16 protein-coding genes and 2 pseudogenes are annotated in these 16,902 nt (G+C 70.4%); 12 read left to right on the top strand and 6 right to left on the bottom strand.

All coding sequences use genetic code 11. From position 1 onward, the window contains the following. The first annotated feature begins 174 nt into the window (after nucleotides 1-174). Nucleotides 175-1,578 (top strand): DNA primase DnaG, encoded by a 1,404-nt coding sequence (dnaG, locus tag C441_RS14095; RefSeq protein WP_007275681.1) that lies wholly within the window; start codon nucleotides 175-177, stop codon nucleotides 1,576-1,578. A 52-nt stretch (nucleotides 1,579-1,630) separates the two neighbouring features. Here the strand turns inward: dnaG and C441_RS14090 are convergent, their stop codons facing one another. Together C441_RS14090 and C441_RS14085 are read right to left on the bottom strand one after the other, a co-directional pair. Continuing rightward, complete coding sequence (locus C441_RS14090) at nucleotides 1,631-2,068, bottom strand: GNAT family N-acetyltransferase (protein WP_007275680.1); 438 nt, start codon at nucleotides 2,066-2,068, stop codon at nucleotides 1,631-1,633. Beyond that, nucleotides 2,065-3,378: a DUF92 domain-containing protein gene (locus C441_RS14085; RefSeq protein WP_049920604.1), complete on the bottom strand. Its 1,314-nt coding sequence runs from the start codon at nucleotides 3,376-3,378 to the stop codon at nucleotides 2,065-2,067. The genes C441_RS14090 and C441_RS14085 overlap by 4 nt, the downstream gene beginning before the upstream one ends. 150 nt (nucleotides 3,379-3,528) lie before the next feature. Between C441_RS14085 and C441_RS14080 the strand changes: the two genes are divergently transcribed. From C441_RS14080 to C441_RS14075, 3 genes and pseudogenes are all read left to right on the top strand, one after another. After that, a complete protein-coding gene (locus tag C441_RS14080; RefSeq protein ID WP_007275678.1) occupies nucleotides 3,529-4,137 on the top strand; it encodes an undecaprenyl diphosphate synthase family protein in 609 nt (202 codons plus the stop codon). Nucleotides 4,138-4,224: 87 nt separating this feature from the next. Then, nucleotides 4,225-4,592: pseudogene (locus C441_RS20595) on the top strand (Rz1 protein precursor-related protein). 70 nt (nucleotides 4,593-4,662) lie between these two features. After that, nucleotides 4,663-6,024, top strand: coding sequence for a serpin family protein (locus C441_RS14075; RefSeq protein ID WP_007275677.1), 1,362 nt, complete (start codon nucleotides 4,663-4,665; stop codon nucleotides 6,022-6,024). A gap of 27 nt (nucleotides 6,025-6,051) precedes the next feature. Here C441_RS14075 and uppS read toward each other — a convergent pair whose 3' ends face one another. After that, nucleotides 6,052-6,981 carry a polyprenyl diphosphate synthase gene (gene uppS / locus C441_RS14070; protein WP_007275676.1) on the bottom strand — a complete coding sequence of 310 codons (930 nt, stop codon included), beginning with the start codon at nucleotides 6,979-6,981 and terminating at the stop codon, nucleotides 6,052-6,054. Nucleotides 6,982-7,088: 107 nt separating this feature from the next. Here uppS and C441_RS14065 point away from each other — a divergent pair, with 107 nt between their 5' ends. The 8 genes and pseudogenes from C441_RS14065 (at nucleotide 7,089) to C441_RS14030 (ending at nucleotide 12,791) form a co-directional block, all read left to right on the top strand. Continuing rightward, nucleotides 7,089-7,487 carry a DUF5778 family protein gene (locus tag C441_RS14065; RefSeq protein WP_007275675.1) on the top strand — a complete coding sequence of 133 codons (399 nt, stop codon included), beginning with the start codon at nucleotides 7,089-7,091 and terminating at the stop codon, nucleotides 7,485-7,487. 182 nt (nucleotides 7,488-7,669) lie between these two features. Then, on the top strand, nucleotides 7,670-8,731 hold the full coding sequence (ahbB, locus tag C441_RS14060; RefSeq protein WP_007275674.1) for a siroheme decarboxylase subunit beta: 1,062 nt from the start codon (nucleotides 7,670-7,672) through the stop codon (nucleotides 8,729-8,731). 1 nt (nucleotide 8,732) lies between these two features. Next, nucleotides 8,733-9,379, top strand: a pseudogene (locus tag C441_RS14055) (precorrin-2 dehydrogenase/sirohydrochlorin ferrochelatase family protein). Next, entirely contained in the window at nucleotides 9,376-10,770 is a 1,395-nt protein-coding gene (gene hemA / locus C441_RS14050; protein WP_007275671.1) for a glutamyl-tRNA reductase, read from the top strand. Before C441_RS14055 ends, hemA begins: the two are co-directional and overlap by 4 nt. Nucleotides 10,771-10,832: 62 nt before the next feature. Further along, nucleotides 10,833-11,363 carry a hypothetical protein gene (locus C441_RS14045; protein WP_007275670.1) on the top strand — a complete coding sequence of 177 codons (531 nt, stop codon included), beginning with the start codon at nucleotides 10,833-10,835 and terminating at the stop codon, nucleotides 11,361-11,363. Nucleotides 11,364-11,408: 45 nt separating this feature from the next. Continuing rightward, a complete protein-coding gene (locus C441_RS14040) occupies nucleotides 11,409-11,684 on the top strand; it encodes a 4a-hydroxytetrahydrobiopterin dehydratase (RefSeq protein WP_007275669.1) in 276 nt (91 codons plus the stop codon). Next, nucleotides 11,681-12,076 carry an LWR-salt protein gene (gene lwrS, locus C441_RS14035; RefSeq protein ID WP_007275668.1) on the top strand — a complete coding sequence of 132 codons (396 nt, stop codon included), beginning with the start codon at nucleotides 11,681-11,683 and terminating at the stop codon, nucleotides 12,074-12,076. Before C441_RS14040 ends, lwrS begins: the two co-directional genes overlap by 4 nt. Before the next feature lie 46 nt (nucleotides 12,077-12,122). After that, nucleotides 12,123-12,791, top strand: coding sequence for an HAD family hydrolase (locus C441_RS14030; protein ID WP_007275667.1), 669 nt, complete (start codon nucleotides 12,123-12,125; stop codon nucleotides 12,789-12,791). Between the two features lie 50 nt (nucleotides 12,792-12,841). On the opposite strand, the gene C441_RS14025 is transcribed toward C441_RS14030, so the two are convergent. The 3 genes from C441_RS14025 to C441_RS14015 all read right to left on the bottom strand — a co-directional run bounded on the left by C441_RS14025 (nucleotide 12,842) and on the right by C441_RS14015 (nucleotide 16,809). Continuing rightward, nucleotides 12,842-13,588 carry a response regulator gene (locus C441_RS14025; RefSeq protein ID WP_007275666.1) on the bottom strand — a complete coding sequence of 249 codons (747 nt, stop codon included), beginning with the start codon at nucleotides 13,586-13,588 and terminating at the stop codon, nucleotides 12,842-12,844. 99 nt (nucleotides 13,589-13,687) lie between these two features. Then, nucleotides 13,688-15,592, bottom strand: coding sequence for a molybdopterin biosynthesis protein (locus C441_RS14020; RefSeq protein ID WP_049920607.1), 1,905 nt, complete (start codon nucleotides 15,590-15,592; stop codon nucleotides 13,688-13,690). Beyond that, on the bottom strand, nucleotides 15,589-16,809 hold the full coding sequence (locus C441_RS14015) for a molybdopterin molybdotransferase MoeA (protein ID WP_007275664.1): 1,221 nt from the start codon (nucleotides 16,807-16,809) through the stop codon (nucleotides 15,589-15,591). The genes C441_RS14020 and C441_RS14015 overlap by 4 nt, the downstream gene beginning before the upstream one ends. Nucleotides 16,810-16,902: the final 93 nt, after the last annotated feature.

The raw sequence follows: 16,902 nt of genomic DNA, 5'->3' as shown, positions 1-16,902 counted from the left end.
TTCGCCGAGGACACAGCGGGTTCGGGGGCGACGGCGAACGGCCGGGCGACGTTCGAATCGTCGGCCACGATAGATATTTCCCTCGGGCGCAACTTATATAATGACGTTCGTGGGGACGACCCATGACGCCATCACAATCACCACATCACCACCCCCACCGGGGTGACTTCACCAATGGACGACACTGCAAAATATCTCATTCACGCTTCCATCTCCGCCGACGGGGTCGTCGAACGGAGCGACGTCGTCGGGGCCGTCTTCGGCCAGACCGAGGGCCTCCTCGGCGACGAGCTCGACCTCCGCGACCTCCAACAGTCCTCTAAAGTCGGTCGGATAGACGTACAGATAGACTCGGAAAACGGCCACTCGTTCGGCCAGATGACCATCGCCAGCAGTCTCGACAAAGTCGAGACGGCCATCCTCGCGGCCTCGCTGGAGACGCTGACCCGCGTCGGCCCCTGTCAGGCCGTCATCGAAGTCACGAACATCGAGGACGTGCGCGAGGCCAAGCGCCGGATGATCGTCGAGCGCGCCAAGGAGCTCCTCACGGAGTCGTTCGACGACACCGTGATGTCCTCGACCGAGATTCTCGAAGAGGTCAAAGAGAGCGTCCGCGTCGAGGACATCACCGAGTACCACGGCCTGCCGGCCGGTCCCCGCGTCGCCGACTCCGACGCCATCGTCGTCGTCGAGGGGCGCGCCGACGTGCTCACCCTCCTCCGCTACGGCATCAAAAACGCCGTCGCCGTCGAGGGGACGAACGTCCCCGACGCGGTCGCCGGCCTCACCCAAGAGCGGACCGTCACGGCGTTCCTCGACGGCGACCGCGGCGGCGAACTCATCCTGCGCGAACTCTCGCAGGTCGGCGACGTGGACTACGTCGCGTTCGCGCCCGACGGCCGGTCGGTCGAGGACCTCGACCGCGCGTCGGTCGTCCGCGCCCTCCGGAACAAGGTCGCGCTCTCGTCGCTTCCCGACGACGGCGACGGGGACTTCCGGGCCGCCGTCGCCGCCGTCAACGGGACGGGGGAGGCCCCGACGGACCCTCGCACGGAGTCGCCGACGACTGAGGCGTCGTCGACTCCATCCGCAGACGGCCCCGCGAACGGGTCGGCCGATGCGGTCAGCGAAGCGCCTGCCGAGGGCGGCAACGGTGGCACCGTCGCGGTCGAAAAGCCCGCGGACGCCGCGAGCGCACGCGCCGACGCCGCTCCCGACACGGAGGTGTTCTCCGAGTCCGAGGTCGAAGCCGTCGCCGAGGCGGTCGAACCGGCGGTCGAGCGGCCCTCGCTCGCCGACCACGTTCGGGAGGTCATCGCCGACGAGAGCGGCATGGCCCGCCTGTTGGACGCCGACCTCGGCATCGACGACGAGGTCGCGGTCGAGACGGTCTACGACGCCGTCGAGTACGCCGACCCCGCCCCGGCAATCGTCGTCGTCGACGGCGAGGCGAGCCAGAAGCTCGTCGATATCGCGGCCCAGCGCGGCGTCGGACACGTCGTGGCGCGGTCGGCCGGCGAGTACGTCAAAAAGCCCGTCAGCGTCCGCGTCAGAACCGCGGACCAGCTCCTCGACTGAGGCGGAACGAGACGGCACCCAGCACGACGCCGACCGAGGCGACCTGCCCCGGTCAGTCGAGAACGAGCCGAAGCCCGTCGTCGCCGTCGAAGGCGTCGGGAACCCGAGCGTCCCGGCGGAACCCGAGCGCCTCGTAGCAGGCGCGCGCGCCGCCGTTCTCCGGATGGACCAGCAACGTGAGCGGCGCGTCGGCCGCGTCGGCGTCAGAACGGTGCGCATCGCGGAAGGCCTCCACGAGCGCGGTGGCGCGCCCCTCGCGCCGGTGGTCGGGCGAGACGGCGAGTTCGGTCAGATGCGTGCCGACGCCGAGGAGGTAGCCGACCGGCCGGTCGGCGGCGTCGACGGTGACGAGGAGCGTGCCGACGGCGGGCCACGCGTCCAACAGCTCGGGCGAGGGGTGGGAGACGAGTCGCTGGAGCGATTCGACGGCCGGCACGTCGGCGGCGCGGGCGGGGCGAACACCCGTCGCGGCCGCGTCGCCCCCCGTCACAGCGGAATCCAGACGACGACCGCGCCCAGCGCGCCGGCGAGCGTGGCGAGGAAGTTGACCGCCTGATTGCCGAGGCCGGCTCCCTCGACCGTCGCGCCGAGGAGGCTGTCGACCGTCATCCCGACGAGTCCGCCGGCGAGGACCGCGACGGCGGCCGTCTGCGCCGGCAGGGGAAGCACCAGCACGCTCACGCCGGCAACGAGCGCCGCGCCCAGCGCGCCGGCGACCTCGCCCTGCCACGTGACCGCGCCGTCGGTCCCCGCCGGGACGGGCTTGAGCGAGGTGATGAGCCGCGGCTGGTCGAACAGCCCGCCGATTTCGCTGGAGAGCGTGTCGCTCATCGCGGCGGCGGCCGACCCGGCGAACGCGAGGACGAGCAGGTCGCTGACGAACGGATAGCCGAGGGTCTGCGCCGCGGCGTAGCCGACGACGGAGACGAGCGAGACGCCAGAGTTGCCGAGGACGTTGCCGGTGCCGCGAGCGCCGTCGTTGCCCTCGGCGACGCCGCGTTCGGCCTTGCTGTCGTACCGGAACTTGGTGGCGAGCGCGCCGACGCCGAAGAAGGAGACGAGCACGAGCGCCCAGCCGAAGCCGCCGAAGACGACCGCGAAGAGGAGGAGGAGCACGCCGGTTATCATGCCGGCGACGGAGGCCGTCCCGAGCGCGTAGGCCGCGTAGCCGAGCGCGACCGTGAGGGCGAGCGCGACCGCGGTCTGCGTCGGCGACACCGGCCCCGCGAGCACCTCGACCCCCCAGAGGACGAGGCCGATAGAGAGCATGACGAGCGGGTCGTCGCGCTCGTAGAGGACCGTCCGAAGCACCGCGCCGACGAGGCCGCCGACGGCCGCGAGCAGGACGAACCGAGAGAGGAGCACGGCGTCGCCCGTCAGCGACGCGATGGCCGCCTGTCCCGCCGTACCGGCGAGCACCGCGCCCCCGACGAAGCCCGCCGCGCGAAGCGACTCGTCGGACGTTCTCGAATCCACCAGTTGCGCGCCGAGGTTGCCGTAGGCGAGTATCAACACCGCGGCGGCGAACACCGAAAGCGGCATCGTGACGCGCGGGACCGTCGCCAAGAGGGCGAGGCCCGTCGCGGCCAGCGCGAACCCGGCGAGCCCGTTGAGCCGGCCGTCCTGCCGGTCGCCGGGGCGCGCGAACAGCTCGAAGAGGGGGCCGTCGTCGACGACGAAGGCCGCCAAGAGCGCGACTGCGGCGAAGGGCGCGAAGGCGGCCGCGCCGAGACTGGGGGCCGCGAGGGCCAACGTCCCGACGACCGCGAATCCGCCCGCTCGCCGTACCGTGGAAGTCACACCATCCGGTATCCCCGACGCGCACTTAACCCTCCCGACATCACCGACGACCGCACAACCGCGGGTCCGCGGGCCGGCGTCGGACGGGCCGAATCTCGGGGGCGACGCCGAACCCGAAGCGTTAGGAGAATCGCACCGAGAACGACTCTCGTGGGACTGTACGACTCCTATCTCGCCCTCCGGTTCCGCCTCGACGACGCCGACGCCCCCGAGCACGTCGCGCTCGTCATCACCGAGCGCGACCTGCTGGAACAGGGCGCGTACGACACGCTCGAAGCGTTCGTCGGCTGGGCGTTCGAGTTCGGAAGCGACCGCGTCACCATCTCCGTGAGCGTCCTCGACGAGGCGGTCGTCCCGACGCTCGCCCGCGAACTCCGCGACCTCGACGTTCCCCAGCGAGTGGAGGTCCGCGAACCGGGCGACACCGAGCGCGCCGACGCCCCCGTGCAGGTCAGCATCGGCCTCGGCGGGAAACGCGAGTTCGCGTCAGTCGTCCGGTCGCTGGCCGAGGAGGTCGACGAGGGCGCGCTCGACCCCGACGACATCGACGCCGCGGGCATCGAACAGCGGCTCGTGTTCCCCGACGAACCCGACTTCGTGGTCAAGACGGGCGCGGAGCGCCTGTCGGACTTCATGATCTGGCAGTCCGTGTACGCGGAACTCTACTTCACCGACGTGAACTGGCGGGACTTCAGGAAGCGCGATTACCTCCGGGCGTTGCGGGACTATCAGGACCGCCAGCGGAGATTTGGCCGGTAGGCCAAATCCCGTGGCTGGACGCGGCCGCGTCGCCGACATTCCCTCCTGACCACACAGATATGTTGATTGAGTAGCAACACGAACCCAATGCCCTCCACCCCGACCGACAGGACAGACCTCCTCCCGCTGCCACCGCCGCCCAGCGAGTGGCTCGAAGACGGCCACGTCCTCCTCGCGCTCTCGCTGTTGCTCATTCTCTGGCTCAATCGGCCGGTCGCGCCGGACTGGCCGTGGGCGCTCGTCGGCGTCGCTGTCGTCCCGCCTGGCTGTTCCTCGAATCGCGCCACGAGGGGTGGCGCTCGTGGGTTCCGACCGTCGCCTACGCCGGGGTGGTACTGCTGTTGGGGCCGCGTTACGAAGCCGAGTTCGTCGCCATCGTCCTTGGACAAGTCGCCACGTTACTGGGATGGTTCTGCTGGCGGACGTACCGGCGGCGGGTTCGCCCGCCGGAGTGACCCCCGCCGTCGCTCAAACCGCCGTTTGTGCATACAGAAGACATATCGTTAGACAGTTGAACGCTCCGGCATGAACCGCCGCGAGATGCTGGCGTTGTCGGGGGCGCTCGCCGCCGCGACGATAGCCGGCTGTACGGGCGACGGGCAGTCGCCCGCCGAGACCGAAACCGAGGCAACGGCCACCGCGACTGCGACGACAGCCACGCCGACAGAGGGTCCGAGCGACGAACCGCCGACCGGCGAACCGAGCGTGAACGACGAGCGACTCGCCGCGCTCGCGGCCGGCAACGCCGAGTTCGCCCTCGACCTGCACCGACAGGTCGCGTCCGAACAGGGCGGCAACCAGTTCCTCTCGCCGTACAGCATCTCCGTCGCGTTGGCGATGACCTACGCGGGCGCTCGCGGGACGACCCGCGAACAGATGGAAGCGACACTGCGCTACACGCTCGGGGAGGACGTTCACTCCGCCTTTGCGGACCTTCAGGCGGCGCTCGAAGCGCGGGAGACGGCTCGGGACCCGGTCGATGGCGGCGAAGCCGACGCCTTCCGACTGGCCGTGGCGAACGCGCTGTGGGGCCGCGAGGGGTTCGCGTTCTCGGAGGAGTTCCTCGACCGCCTCGAATCGAACTACGGGGCCGGGCTCCGGCGGGCCGACTTCGCCGGCGACCCGGACGGCGAGCGAGCGCGAATCAACGGGTGGGTCGCCGACCGGACGGAGGGCCGAATCGAGGACCTGCTTCCGGCGGGCGCTGTCACGCCCGACACGGCGCTCGTGCTCACCAACGCCATCTACTTCATGGCGCAGTGGGCGCACACGTTCGACCCCGAGGACACCGAGGACGGGACGTTCACCGCGCTGGACGGGTCCGAGTCGACGGTGCCGCTCATGCGGCAGGAACTCAAGGCGAACTACGCCGACCTCCCGAGCGCGCAGGCAGTCGAACTCCCGTACGTCGGGCGAGACGTGTCGATGGTGCTTCTGCTCCCGGACGAAGGCGAGTTCGAGTCGTTCGAGCGAAGTTTGACCGCGAGCCGACTGTTCGGCGTCTTCGAGGAGATGCGAGAGCGAATCGGCGACGTCGTGCTCCCGAAGTTCGAGTTCGAGACCGAGGTCCAACTCTCCAAGGCGCTCTCGAACCTCGGGATGTCCGCCGCGTTCGGCTCGGACGCCGACTTCGGCGGAATGGTCGAGGGTGACGGGTCAGGCCTCGCCATCGACGAGGTGTTCCACAAATCGTTCGTCTCTGTGGACGAGGAGGGGACGGAAGCCGCGGCGGCGACGGGCGTGGTCGTCGAAAGCTCGTTGCCGCCGAGCTGGGGCGAACTCCGGTTCGACCGGCCGTTCCTGTTCTGCGTCCGCGACCGGCCGACGGACGCGATTCTGTTCTACGGTCGCGTCGTCGACGCCGGGACTGCGCAGGGAGACGGATAACCGCAAAAACAGCCCAAATCGACCGACTCAGTCGGCCGTCTCGTCGGTCCGCTTGGCCAACTCCGCGGACACCTCGTCGGCCCCCGACGAGGGGAGTTGCTCGCGGAGCCGACCCGCGACGGTGCGGGCGTCCTCCAACTCGACTTCGGCGACGGCCCGGACGAGCGTGACAGCGCGCTCGGTCCGGGTGCGTTGCCACGACTGCTCTCTGGACTCGTAGGTGCGGATGCCGCGCAGGAAGTCGACCTTCGAGAACTCCGGCCAGTAGGGCGCACAGAAGTAGACGGCGGCCTCGTTGCCGTTGGCGTGCCACGGCAGGAAGTTCGAGGTGCGCTCGTCGCCGCCGGGGCGGATGATGAGGTCCACGTCGCGGACGGGCTTTCTGGACAGGCGGCGGTCGACCGCCGACACGTCCACCTCGTCGGGCGAGAGGTCGCCGCGCTCGACCGCCCGGCAGACGTCGCGGGCGGCCCCGAGGAGTTCCGCCCGGCCGCCGTACGCGAGGGCGATGTTGAGGGTGAAGCCGTCGTAGTCGGCGGTCCGGGACTCCGCGTACTCGACGGCGTCGCGGACGCGGTCGGGGAGCATGTCGACCTCGCCGATGGCGCGCACGGCGACCTCGCTCTCGTGGACGCGGTCGGCGTCGGCGAACTCGTAGAGCTTGTCTTCGATGAGGTCGAAGAGGGGTTCGCGCTCGTGGTCCGGCCGGTCGAAGTTCTCGGTCGAGAAGGTGTACAGCGTCAGCTCCTCGATGCCGAGTTCCTCGCACCACGTCAGCACGTTCTCCGTCGTCTGCGCGCCGGCCTTGTGGCCGTCGGGGGCGTCGTCGCCGTTCTTCCGGGCGTACCGGCGGTTGCCGTCCTGAATGATGGCGACGTGGGTCGGTCCGTCGTCTATCTCCCGGTCGAGCACCCGCTCGTAGGCGCGTCGAAAGCCGCGTCGGACCCACCCGAACATACACCGTCGGTCGTCTCCCGAGGCAATGTGTCTTGTGGGTTACACCGTCGCACGGTGCGCGGGCGACGAATCGCCACCCGTTTGTACCTCCCCGAGAAGACTCGGACATGAGCGAGACCATCGACGAGGACCTCTACCAGCGGACCCTCGCGCTCCTCGAACCCGGCGACATCGAACTCGTCGGGGCCATCGTCCACACCGACCTCACCAGCCGCGAGGACCTGGAGATGCAGGAGCTGACCGTCGAAATCAACGAGGTAATCGCCGAGCACGCGGGGAAGGGCGACGCGTGGATTTACGCCGGCAACGACGACACCGACTTCTCGTCCAACCAGTTCCAGGGCCTCTCCGTCGAGGACGACGAGTTCGTCTGGGAGTGCCAACAGCTCGTCCGCGACGGCACGTTCGACCTCGTGTTCTACTACGAGGCCATCGCCGACCAAGACGCCATCGTCGAGGGGCTCGAAGCGCTCGACGACGTCGACCGCGTCACGCCGGTCCCCTGAGGCGGTCAATCGACGCGGGGCGCGGCCCGTCGACGCTCGAACGTCCTTTTTTTACTTCACGAGCGGGGGCGCTCGCCCCGCCCGCGTCGACCGTTCACGGTCGGCTCGCCGGGCGTTCGGTTCTGTTCGCTACGGTGAGAACAAGCGAGGCGTTTATCCGCCTCGCATCCCGAGTGACGCGCATGATACAGGCGGACGCGGACCTCTCTCGTCTCGACCGCGCCATCGTCAACGCCTTCCAAGGCGGGTTCCCCGTCGTCGGACGTCCCTTCGAGCCAGCGGCGGCCGCGCTCCGCGAGCGCGGGGTGGACGTGTCGGCGGCCGACCTCTGCGAGCGGGTGCGGACGCTCGACGAGGAGGGCGTCCTCTCGCGGTTCGGCGCGCTCGTCAACGCCGAGGAAATCGGCGGCACGGCGACGCTCGTCGCCATGCACGCGCCGCCCGAGCGGTTCGACGAGGTGGCCGAGCAGGTGAACGCCCACCGCGAGGTCGCGCACAACTACGAACGCGAGCACCCCCACCTGAACATGTGGTTCGTCGTCTCGGTCGCCGACGAGTCGCGGGTCGAGGAGGTGCTCGGCGATATCGAAGCCGAGACGGGCCAAGCGACGTACAACATGCCCAAGCGCCGCGAGTTCCACGTCGGCGCGAAGTTCCTCCTCGACGGTCCCATCTCGGACGGGGACCTCGACCTCTCGCATCTCGGCCCCGACGTGGAGCCGACGGACGCGCGCGCACTGACGCCCGACGAGCGCGACCTCGTCATGGAGATTCAGGGCGGCCTACCGATTACGGAGACGCCCTACGCCGACGTGGCGGAGGCAGTCGGGCAGGACCCGGCGTGGGTCGTCGAGACCATCAAGCGGTTCAATCTGGAGGGGAAGGTCCGCCGCGTCGGCGTCATCCCGAACCACTACGCGCTCGGCTACTCGGAAAACGGGATGACCGTCTGGAACGTCCCCGACGACCTCGTGATGGAGGTCGGCCCCGAAATCGCCTCGCTGGACTTCGTCACCCACTGCTACCGCCGGCCGCGACACGAGGGCGTCTGGCCGTACAACTTCTTCGCGATGACCCACGGCCGCTCCGAGGCGGAGAGCGAGGCCCGAATCGAACAGGTGCGCGAGGTCATGAGCGACTACTGGGACGTGGGCGACGACGACTGGGACACCCTGTTCTCGACGCGCATTCTGAAGAAGACGGGAATCAGGCTGGACGAGCGAGCCGAGGCGAACACGAAGTGAGATGATTCCGCTTGTCCACGACCTCTCCGACGAGACGGTCGTCGTCTTCGGCGGGGGCCCGTCGGCGCGCGGAAGGCCCGCCGGTTCGCCCGCGAGGCGCGGACCGTCGTCGTCAGCCCCGCGTTCGGAGACCGCGACTTCGGCGACGCGGAGCTCGTCCGAGCGGCTCCCGCGCCCGACGAGGTTCCCGGCTGGGTCGAGCGGTTCGCCCCGGCGCTCGTCGTCGCGGCGACCGACGACGACGCCGTGAACGACGCGGTCGTCGCGGCGGCCCGAGACGCGGACGCGCTGGTCAACCGGGCCGACCGGAGCGGCGAGCGCGACGCCGGGAGCGTGGTCGTCCCGGCCACCGTCGAGGACGGCGACGTGTCGGTCGCCATCACGACCGGCGGGGCGAGTCCCGCCCTCTCGAAGCACCTCCGGGAGCGCGTCGAAGCCGAACTGGAGGGAGCCGGCGAGATGGCCGCGCTGACCGCGGAGCTTCGCGCGGAACTCAAGGCGTCCGACCGGTCGCCGGCCGAGCGCCGTGATGCGATTCGCGCGGTCGTGCGAGACCCGTCGGTTTGGAAGGCTTTACGTACCGGCGATGCAAACCCCCGCCAAGAGGCAGCGCGCGTGATACGAGACACACAGCGAGGTGATTCATGAGAGATTCGGGCGTCATCTCCGGTGTGAGCGTCGCCCACGACCGGGCCAGCGTTCGCGAGATTGAGGCCGCGTCGAGCGACGACGTTCGGACGGTCGTCGAGCGACTCCTCGCCCGCGACGGCGTCTCCGAGGCGTTTTCCCTGCAGACGTGTAACCGCGCCGAGGCGTACGTCGTCACCGACGACGCGACCGACGGCCGCCGCGCGCTCGACGACTTCGCTCCCGACGTCCGAGACGGGAGCGTCCGCTACATGGACCACGAAGAGACCCTCCGCCACCTCATGCGCGTGGCGTCGGGGCTCGAATCGCTCGTCCTCGGCGAGGACCAGATTCTCGGACAGGTCAAAGCCGGCATCGAGGCCGCCCGCGAACGCGACGCCATCGGCCCGATGCTCGAAGACGCGCTCATGAAGGCCGTCCACGTCGGCGAGCGCGCCCGCGACGAGACGGCAATCAACGAGGGCGCCGTCTCGCTCGGGAGCGCCGCCGTCAGGCTCGCCCGGGCCGAACTCGACGCCCCCGTCGGCGGGGTGGACGCCCTCGTCGTCGGGGCCGGCGAGATGGGCACACTTGCGACGAAAGCGCTCGCGTCGGTCGACGTGGGCGACCTCGTCGTGGCGAACCGGACGGTCGCCAACGCCCGCCACCTCACCCGCGAGGTGCCGGGCGTCTCGGAGGCCGCCGGACTGGACGACCTCCGCGGTCGCCTCCGCGACGCCGACCTCGTCATCACGGCGACGAGCAGTCCCGACTACGTCGTCACGCCGGACCAGTTGGACGACGCCGGCGAGACGATGCTCATCGACATCGCCCAGCCGCGGGACGTCGACCCCGCCGCCGCCGACATCGACGGCGTCCGCGTCCGCGACATCGACGATTTGGAGACGGTGACCGACCGGACCGCGGAGCGCCGCGAGGAGGCCGCCAGCGAGGTCGAGGCGATGATAGACGAGGAGTTCGACCGCCTGCTCGCCGCCTACAAGCGCAAGCGCGCCGACGAGGCCATCAGCTCGATGTACGAGGCCGCAGAGCACGTCAAGCGCCGCGAGGTGTCGACGGCGCTGTCGAAGCTCGAAGCGCAGGGCGACCTCACCGACGAACAGCGCGAGACGGTCGAGTCGCTCGCGGACGCGCTCGTCGGGCAGATTCTCGCCGCGCCGACCAAGAGCCTCCGCGACGCCGCCGGCGACGACGACTGGACGACCATCCAGACCGCCATGCGGCTTTTCGACCCCGGCTTCGACGACCTCGGCGCGTCGGACTCGGCCGGGCCGTCCGAGCCGTCCGGGCCGTCCATCGAGTTCTCGGGCGACCCGCCGGAGGACCTCGACCGCGAGGCGCTCGAAGGCGAGGTGCCCCGGCGCGTCCTCGAACAGCTCTCCGACGACTGACGGTCGGCCGAAGCGGACGCCGAGCGAACCTTCTTATCCGAGCGCGGGACCACCCCGCGTCGATGGCACGCCGACCGAAATCCACGAGCCTCGCGCGACGCTCCCGTCTCGACGCCGACCGCCGACTCACCGCCGCCCGCGCGTTTTCGGCCGTCGGCCGGCATCTCGTGCACCGCCTCCGGGCGCGAGCGCGTCGCCGCCTCGTCGAGGCGACCCCGAGACGACGGGTTCACGGCCTCGACGGCGTCGCTCGGGCGACTGTCGTCGGCACCGTCGCGGAAGTCGCGAGCGGCGGGCCGGCGGTCGAGGTCTGGCGGGGCGACGCGAGCGCCGGCGACGACCGACGAGGGGAGGGCGGTCGGCCGGTCGTCGGCCGCGCGACGCGCCCGTTCGTTCTCCGCGACTCGACCGGCGAGGTCCGGGTCCGCGTCCCGCCGGCCGGCCACGTCGCGCTCGGCGGCGGAGAAGTGACGGGAGTCGTCGCCCGCGGCGACGAGGTGTCGGTCACGGGATGCATCGTCCGTGGCCGCGACCGCAAGGGGCGACGGCGCCTGACGGGGCCGCGGTTCGTCCTCCGGGCGGGCGGAACCTGACAGTCCGGCAGAATCCTTATCGGGGTGCCACCCGACGGGTTCGGCATGGCAGACCTGCTCTCGGACGACGAAGTCGACGCACAACTCGGGTCGGATTGGGAACGCGACGGCGACGAAATCGTCCGCGTCTACGAGTTCGACGACTACCTCGACGGCGTGGCGTTCGCCGCCAGCGTGGGCGAGGTCGCAGAAGAGGAGTTCCACCACCCCGAGATAACGATTCGGTACCAGGAGGTCGAAGTCCGCCTCACGAGCCACGAGGAAGGCGGCATCACGGACAAGGACCTCCGGCTCGCCGACCTGTTCGACGACGAGCTGTGAGCGACGAGGGGACCGCGGCGCTCACCTACGTCTTCCGGGTCCGCTTCCGCCTCGACGCGGCCGCCGGCGTCGAGACCGACCCGCGGGAGTTCGAGACGACGGTCCGCGTCACTCCGCCGCCGCCCGGCGAGGAGGGCTGGCTGTTGTTCCGCGACGCGCTCTGGCGGGGCGAGGTGAACGACGAGCGCCACGCCCGCGACCTCGCGGCGTCGTGGCTCGACGCGAACGTCGTCTCGTGTTCGTTCTCCGAACTCCGGGCCGACGAGGCGTCGCTGGACGACTTCCGCGAGGCCGTCGCCGCGGACCTCGACGCGTTCAACGCCGACTCGGTCCGGGAGGTGCTCCACAAGTACTTCGGGAGCGCGATTCGCGTCGAATCGAGCGGTTCGTGACGCGGGGGAAGACATTTATCCACGCCTGACGTACTGTGTTGTCCGAATGGTCGCCGATGACTACGATTTCTGGCTGTTCGACCTCGACGGAACCCTCGTCGACGCCGACTGGTCGTACACGCGCGACGTGTTCGACCGCGTCGGCGACCGACTGGGCCGGCGGTTCACGGACCGCGAAGCCGAGACCATCTGGCACGGGCTCGGCGGCGCGCGCGACCCGATGCTCCGCGAGTGGGGTATCGACCCCGCCGAGTTCTGGCCCGCGTTCCACCGCGAGGAAGACCCAGCGAAGCGAGCTGAAGTGACGTACCTCCACGACGACGCCGAGCGTCTCATCGAGGAGATTCACGCCGCCGGCCGCCCGGTCGGCATCGTCACCCACTGTCAGCAGTTCCTGACCGACCCCGTGTTGGACCACCTCGACGTGCGCGACTGGTTCGATACCGTCGTCTGCTGTACCGAGGAGACGGGGTGGAAACCCGACGCCGCGCCGGTCCGCCGCGCTATCGGTGAACTGGGGCTGGACGACCGACTCCTGACCGACGGCGGCACCGCGGGCGTCCTCGCCGGCGACGGCGAAAGCGACATCGGGGCCGCGTGGAACGCCGGCTTGGACGGCATCCACGTCGAACGACACGGCCCGGAACACCGCGGGCGATGCGTGCTCGGCGAGTACCGCGTCGAGAGCTTCGACGACCTCGTCCGGTCCGGCTGAGGTTCGACTCGGCGGGCGAGAAAACGAAGACGAAGATGGAGAGCCGACGCTCAGGAGAGCGTCCGCTCGGTCGACGGGCGGGCGAAGATGTCGCCGGTGCTCGTGACGGCGACTTGGATGTCCTCGTAGGGGAACCGGACCTCGATGCCGGGGCGCTCTTCGTCTTCGACGACGGGGTGGAGCAGTTCTTCCAGCGCGTCGGTGTCGATGTACTCGTACAGCGGCGTCTCGATGGCCGAGAGTCCGCCGTAGGACTCGACGGACTCCACGATGACGATGCCGAGCTCTTCGTCGCCGAGCCACTGCCCGACGAGTTCCCAGTCGTCGTCGACGCCGAACGACGCCTCGGCGGTCGCGGCGGCGTGTTCTTCGAGGGCCCGCGTGACCGCGGAAACCCCGACGGCGAGCGCGGAGTCGACGCTGTCGTCGTCGACGAGGTCGCGGACCCGCTGGAGGACCGTCGCGAGGTCGCCGGGACCGGCTTTCTGGACGTACTCGGTGACGCCGGCGGTCGTGGCGACGTCGGCGACTTCGGGCCACTCTTTCGCCGTGAACAGGAGGATGGGGATGTCGGCGTGTTTCTGTCGGACTGCCTTGACGAGCGGCACCCCGTTCGGGAGGACGAGCGAGTCGCTCACGACGCAGTCGACCGACTCGGCGGAGATGACGTCGAGCGCCTCGGTCGCCGACTCGGCGGTGCGAAAGGAGACGGCGTCGAGTTGGCGGAACGCGGCGGTCGAGAGGGCGAGCATCTCGGGGTCGTCGTCGACGTGTAGGACCTTCAGAGGGCGGTTCATATACCAGATATACACGCTACGTGGATAAAAACGTTCCACTTAGTTTATACTTCAGCGAAACGCGAATATCTGAACCGCTCCCGGCGGCTTTCTAAAACGTTACCGCGGCGCTTGGCCCCTCTCGACTCCTGCGAGGGCGGCAAACACGTCGTCGCTCGCCGCGAGCGCGTCGCGGAACGAATCGACGCCGGGTTTCTCGGCCCGGTCGGGGTTCGCGAGGACGGCGACCGGCTGTGTCCCGAGCGAGACGAAGTCGAGCCCGAGCGAGTCGGCGGTCGCGCGGAGGCCGAGTCCGGCGTCGGCGCGGCCGGCGGCGACCGCCCGCGCGGGGCTTTCGAACGCCTTCGACCCGCGGTCGAACCCCTCGATGGACTCGACGAGTTCGTGGCGGGTCGTCCCGCGCTCGTCGGCGAGAGCGGCGACGGCGTTGCCGAGGTCGGTCCGCAGGCCGGAGTTCGAATCCCGATTGATAAAGCGGAGGTCGCCGTCCACGAGGTCCGCGAGCCCGGAGACTCCATCGGGGTTGCCGGCGGGCACCACGAGCCCCCATTCGCGGGTCCACGAACCGAGTTCGACCGCGTCGATGCCGTCGATTGCGTCGCCCCGGTCGCCCGCGACGACGGCCACGTCTGAGATGCCGTCTCGGAGCCGTCGCAGGCCCTCGCGGGAGCCGAACGGCAGGTACCGCGGCGACGACACCCGGTCGAGGACGCGCGAGAGCGCGGGGTCGTCCTCGCCGACGCCGAGCAGGTCCGGCGCGCGAACGTCGGGCGAGAACAGTTGGACCGTCACCGACTCGCCCTCGGCGAGGTACTCCACGTCGGCCGGGACCTCGACGACGCCGTCGGCCTCGACGAGGCTCGTCGTCGCGCCCGACCCCTTGTCGACGGGGTAGACGAGCGTGTTCCCGTCGCCGTCGTCGACGAGGCCGACGGGCATGAGCCGCGTCCGCCCCTCGGCGTACCGCTCGCGGGCGGCCATCGCGCCCTCGACCGTCGCGGTCCGGGGTTCCGGGAGGCCCGCGGCGTCGCGGACCGCCGGCGCGACGAACGTCCGGAAGATGGTGAGCGCCGAGACCGGGTACCCAGGCAGGCCGATGTAGGCGCTCCCCTCGCCGAGCGTGCCGACGAGCATGGGTTTGCCGGGCTTGACGGAGACGCCGTGAAGCAGGAGTTCGCCGCGCTCTTCGACCACGCGGTAGATGACGTCGACCGCGCTCGCGGACGTCGACCCCGACGAGAGCACGAGGTCGCACTCGTCGGCCGCCCGGCGGAGCAGGCGCTCCATCTCCTCGTAGTCGTCGCCGGCGTGGGGGTAGAGCTTCGGCACGCCGCCGGCCTCTTCGACGCCCGCGGCGATGGTGTAGGAGTTCACGTCGTAGATTTCGCCCGCCTCCGAGCGCAGTTCGTCGCCCGGCCGGACGAGTTCGTCGCCGGTCGAGACGATGCCCACGGTCGGCTTCCCGCGGACCGGCACCTCGTCGACGCCGAGCGCCGACAGCAGGCCGATTTCGCGGGGCGTCAGGCGCGTTCCGGGGCCGAGCGCGCGAGCGCCGGCGGCGATGTCGGTTCCGGCGGGCATCACGCTGTCGCCGGGGGCGACCGCCGAGTAGACGACGAGCGAGCCGTCTCGCTCCTCGGTGCGCTCGACGATGACAACGGCGTCCGCGCCCGGCGGCATCACCGCGCCGGTGGAGATTTCGACCGCGGTCCCGGGGTCGACCGCCACGTCCGGTTCGTTGCCGGCGTGGACCGCCCCGGCGAGGTCGAGTTCGACCGGGTCGGCCTCGTCCGCGCCGAAGGTGTCGCGGGCGCGGACCGCGTAGCCGTCCATGCTCGCGCGGTCGAAGCCGGGCACGTCGAGTTCGGCGTCGATTCGCTCGGCGAGGACGCGGCCGCGGGCGTCTTCGAGCGCCACGGTCTCCGCGTCGGGCGTCAGGTCGAGCGACGCGATGGCCTCGCGGGCGTCCTCGGGGGAGGCGAGGTCGCGGAACTGCTTTCTCATGCGGACCACTCCCAGCCTTCGACGGCGACCGTGTCGCCCTCGTCGTAGCCCTCTACCTCCTCGGGGACGACGACCCACCCGTCCGCGAGCGCGACGCTGGAGAGGATACCCGACCCGCTCGTCCGGGTCGGCTCGGCGGTCGGCTCGTCGCCCGACGCGTCGAGTTTGACGCGGGCGAACGTCCGCGTGCCGGGCGAACTCGGGAGCTTCTTCGTGAGCGTCGCCTCCTGCGTCGGCAGGGGACGCTCGGGGAGCGAGCCGACGTGCTTCAGCACCGGGCGGAGGAACTGGAAGGCGTTGACGACGCAGGCGACCGGGTAGCCGGGGAGCATCACGACCGGCGTGTCCTCGACCACGCCGACCGCGACGGGGTGGCCGGGTTTGAGGGCGACGCCGTGGACCAGCACCTCGCCGATGTCGTCGACCACCTCGGGGATGAGGTCGCGCTCGCCGACCGACGACCCGCCGGTGGTGACGACCACGTCGTGGTCGAGGTCGGCCTCGACGGCCTCGCGGAGCAGGTCGGCGTCGTCGACGACGATGTCGCGGTAGCTCGCCTCGCCGCCCCAGCGCTCGACCAGTCGGGAGACGGTCAGGCCGTTGGTCTCGATGACCTCGCCGGGGCCGGGGTCGGACTCGACGAGTTCCTCGCCGGTCGGGATGACCGCGACGCGGGGGCGTTCGAACACCGTCACCCCCTCGACGCCGACGGAGCGAAGCAGGCCGATATCGGACGGGCGAAGCTCGTGGCCGGCCTCGAAAAGCGGGGTTCCCTCACGCACGTCCTCGCCGCGCTCGCCGACGTTCTCGCCCTCCGCGAGCGCGTCGAACACTTCGAGTTCGTCGCCGAGGCGCTCCGTGTGTTCGACCATCACGACGGCGTCGGCCCCGTCGGGTACGTCGCTACCGGTGTGGACGCGGGCGGCGGTTCCCGGCTCGACCGGGCCGTCGACGATTCGGAGGACGTTCGGCGAGCGGCCGCTCGCGCCGAAGGTGTCCGACGCGCGAACGGCGTAGCCGTCCATGGCGGCGCGGTCGTAACCGGGCACGTCGGCGGGCGCGACCGCGTCGTCCGCGAGCGCCCGGCCGTCGGCCTCGGCGAGCGGTCGGCGCACGGTTCGGTCGTGCGGCGTCGCCGCCGCGAGAAGCGCCTCGCGGGCGTCCGACAGCCGCGTTCGTTGCTTGAACCCGGCCGTGCGTCGGTCGTCGTGGTTCATACCGGCCCTTCGGTTCGGGGGGCAAAAAGCGTCGGCCTCGGAGGCGTCGGCTGGCGGTTTCCGAGTCGGTAAGTGGTTAGTATCGCCCTTGCG

Origin of the sequence: Haloferax sulfurifontis ATCC BAA-897, from assembly GCF_000337835.1 — an archaeon.
GTDB classification, from domain to species: domain Archaea; phylum Halobacteriota; class Halobacteria; order Halobacteriales; family Haloferacaceae; genus Haloferax; species Haloferax denitrificans.
This window is presented reverse-complemented; position numbering and strand designations above follow the sequence as displayed.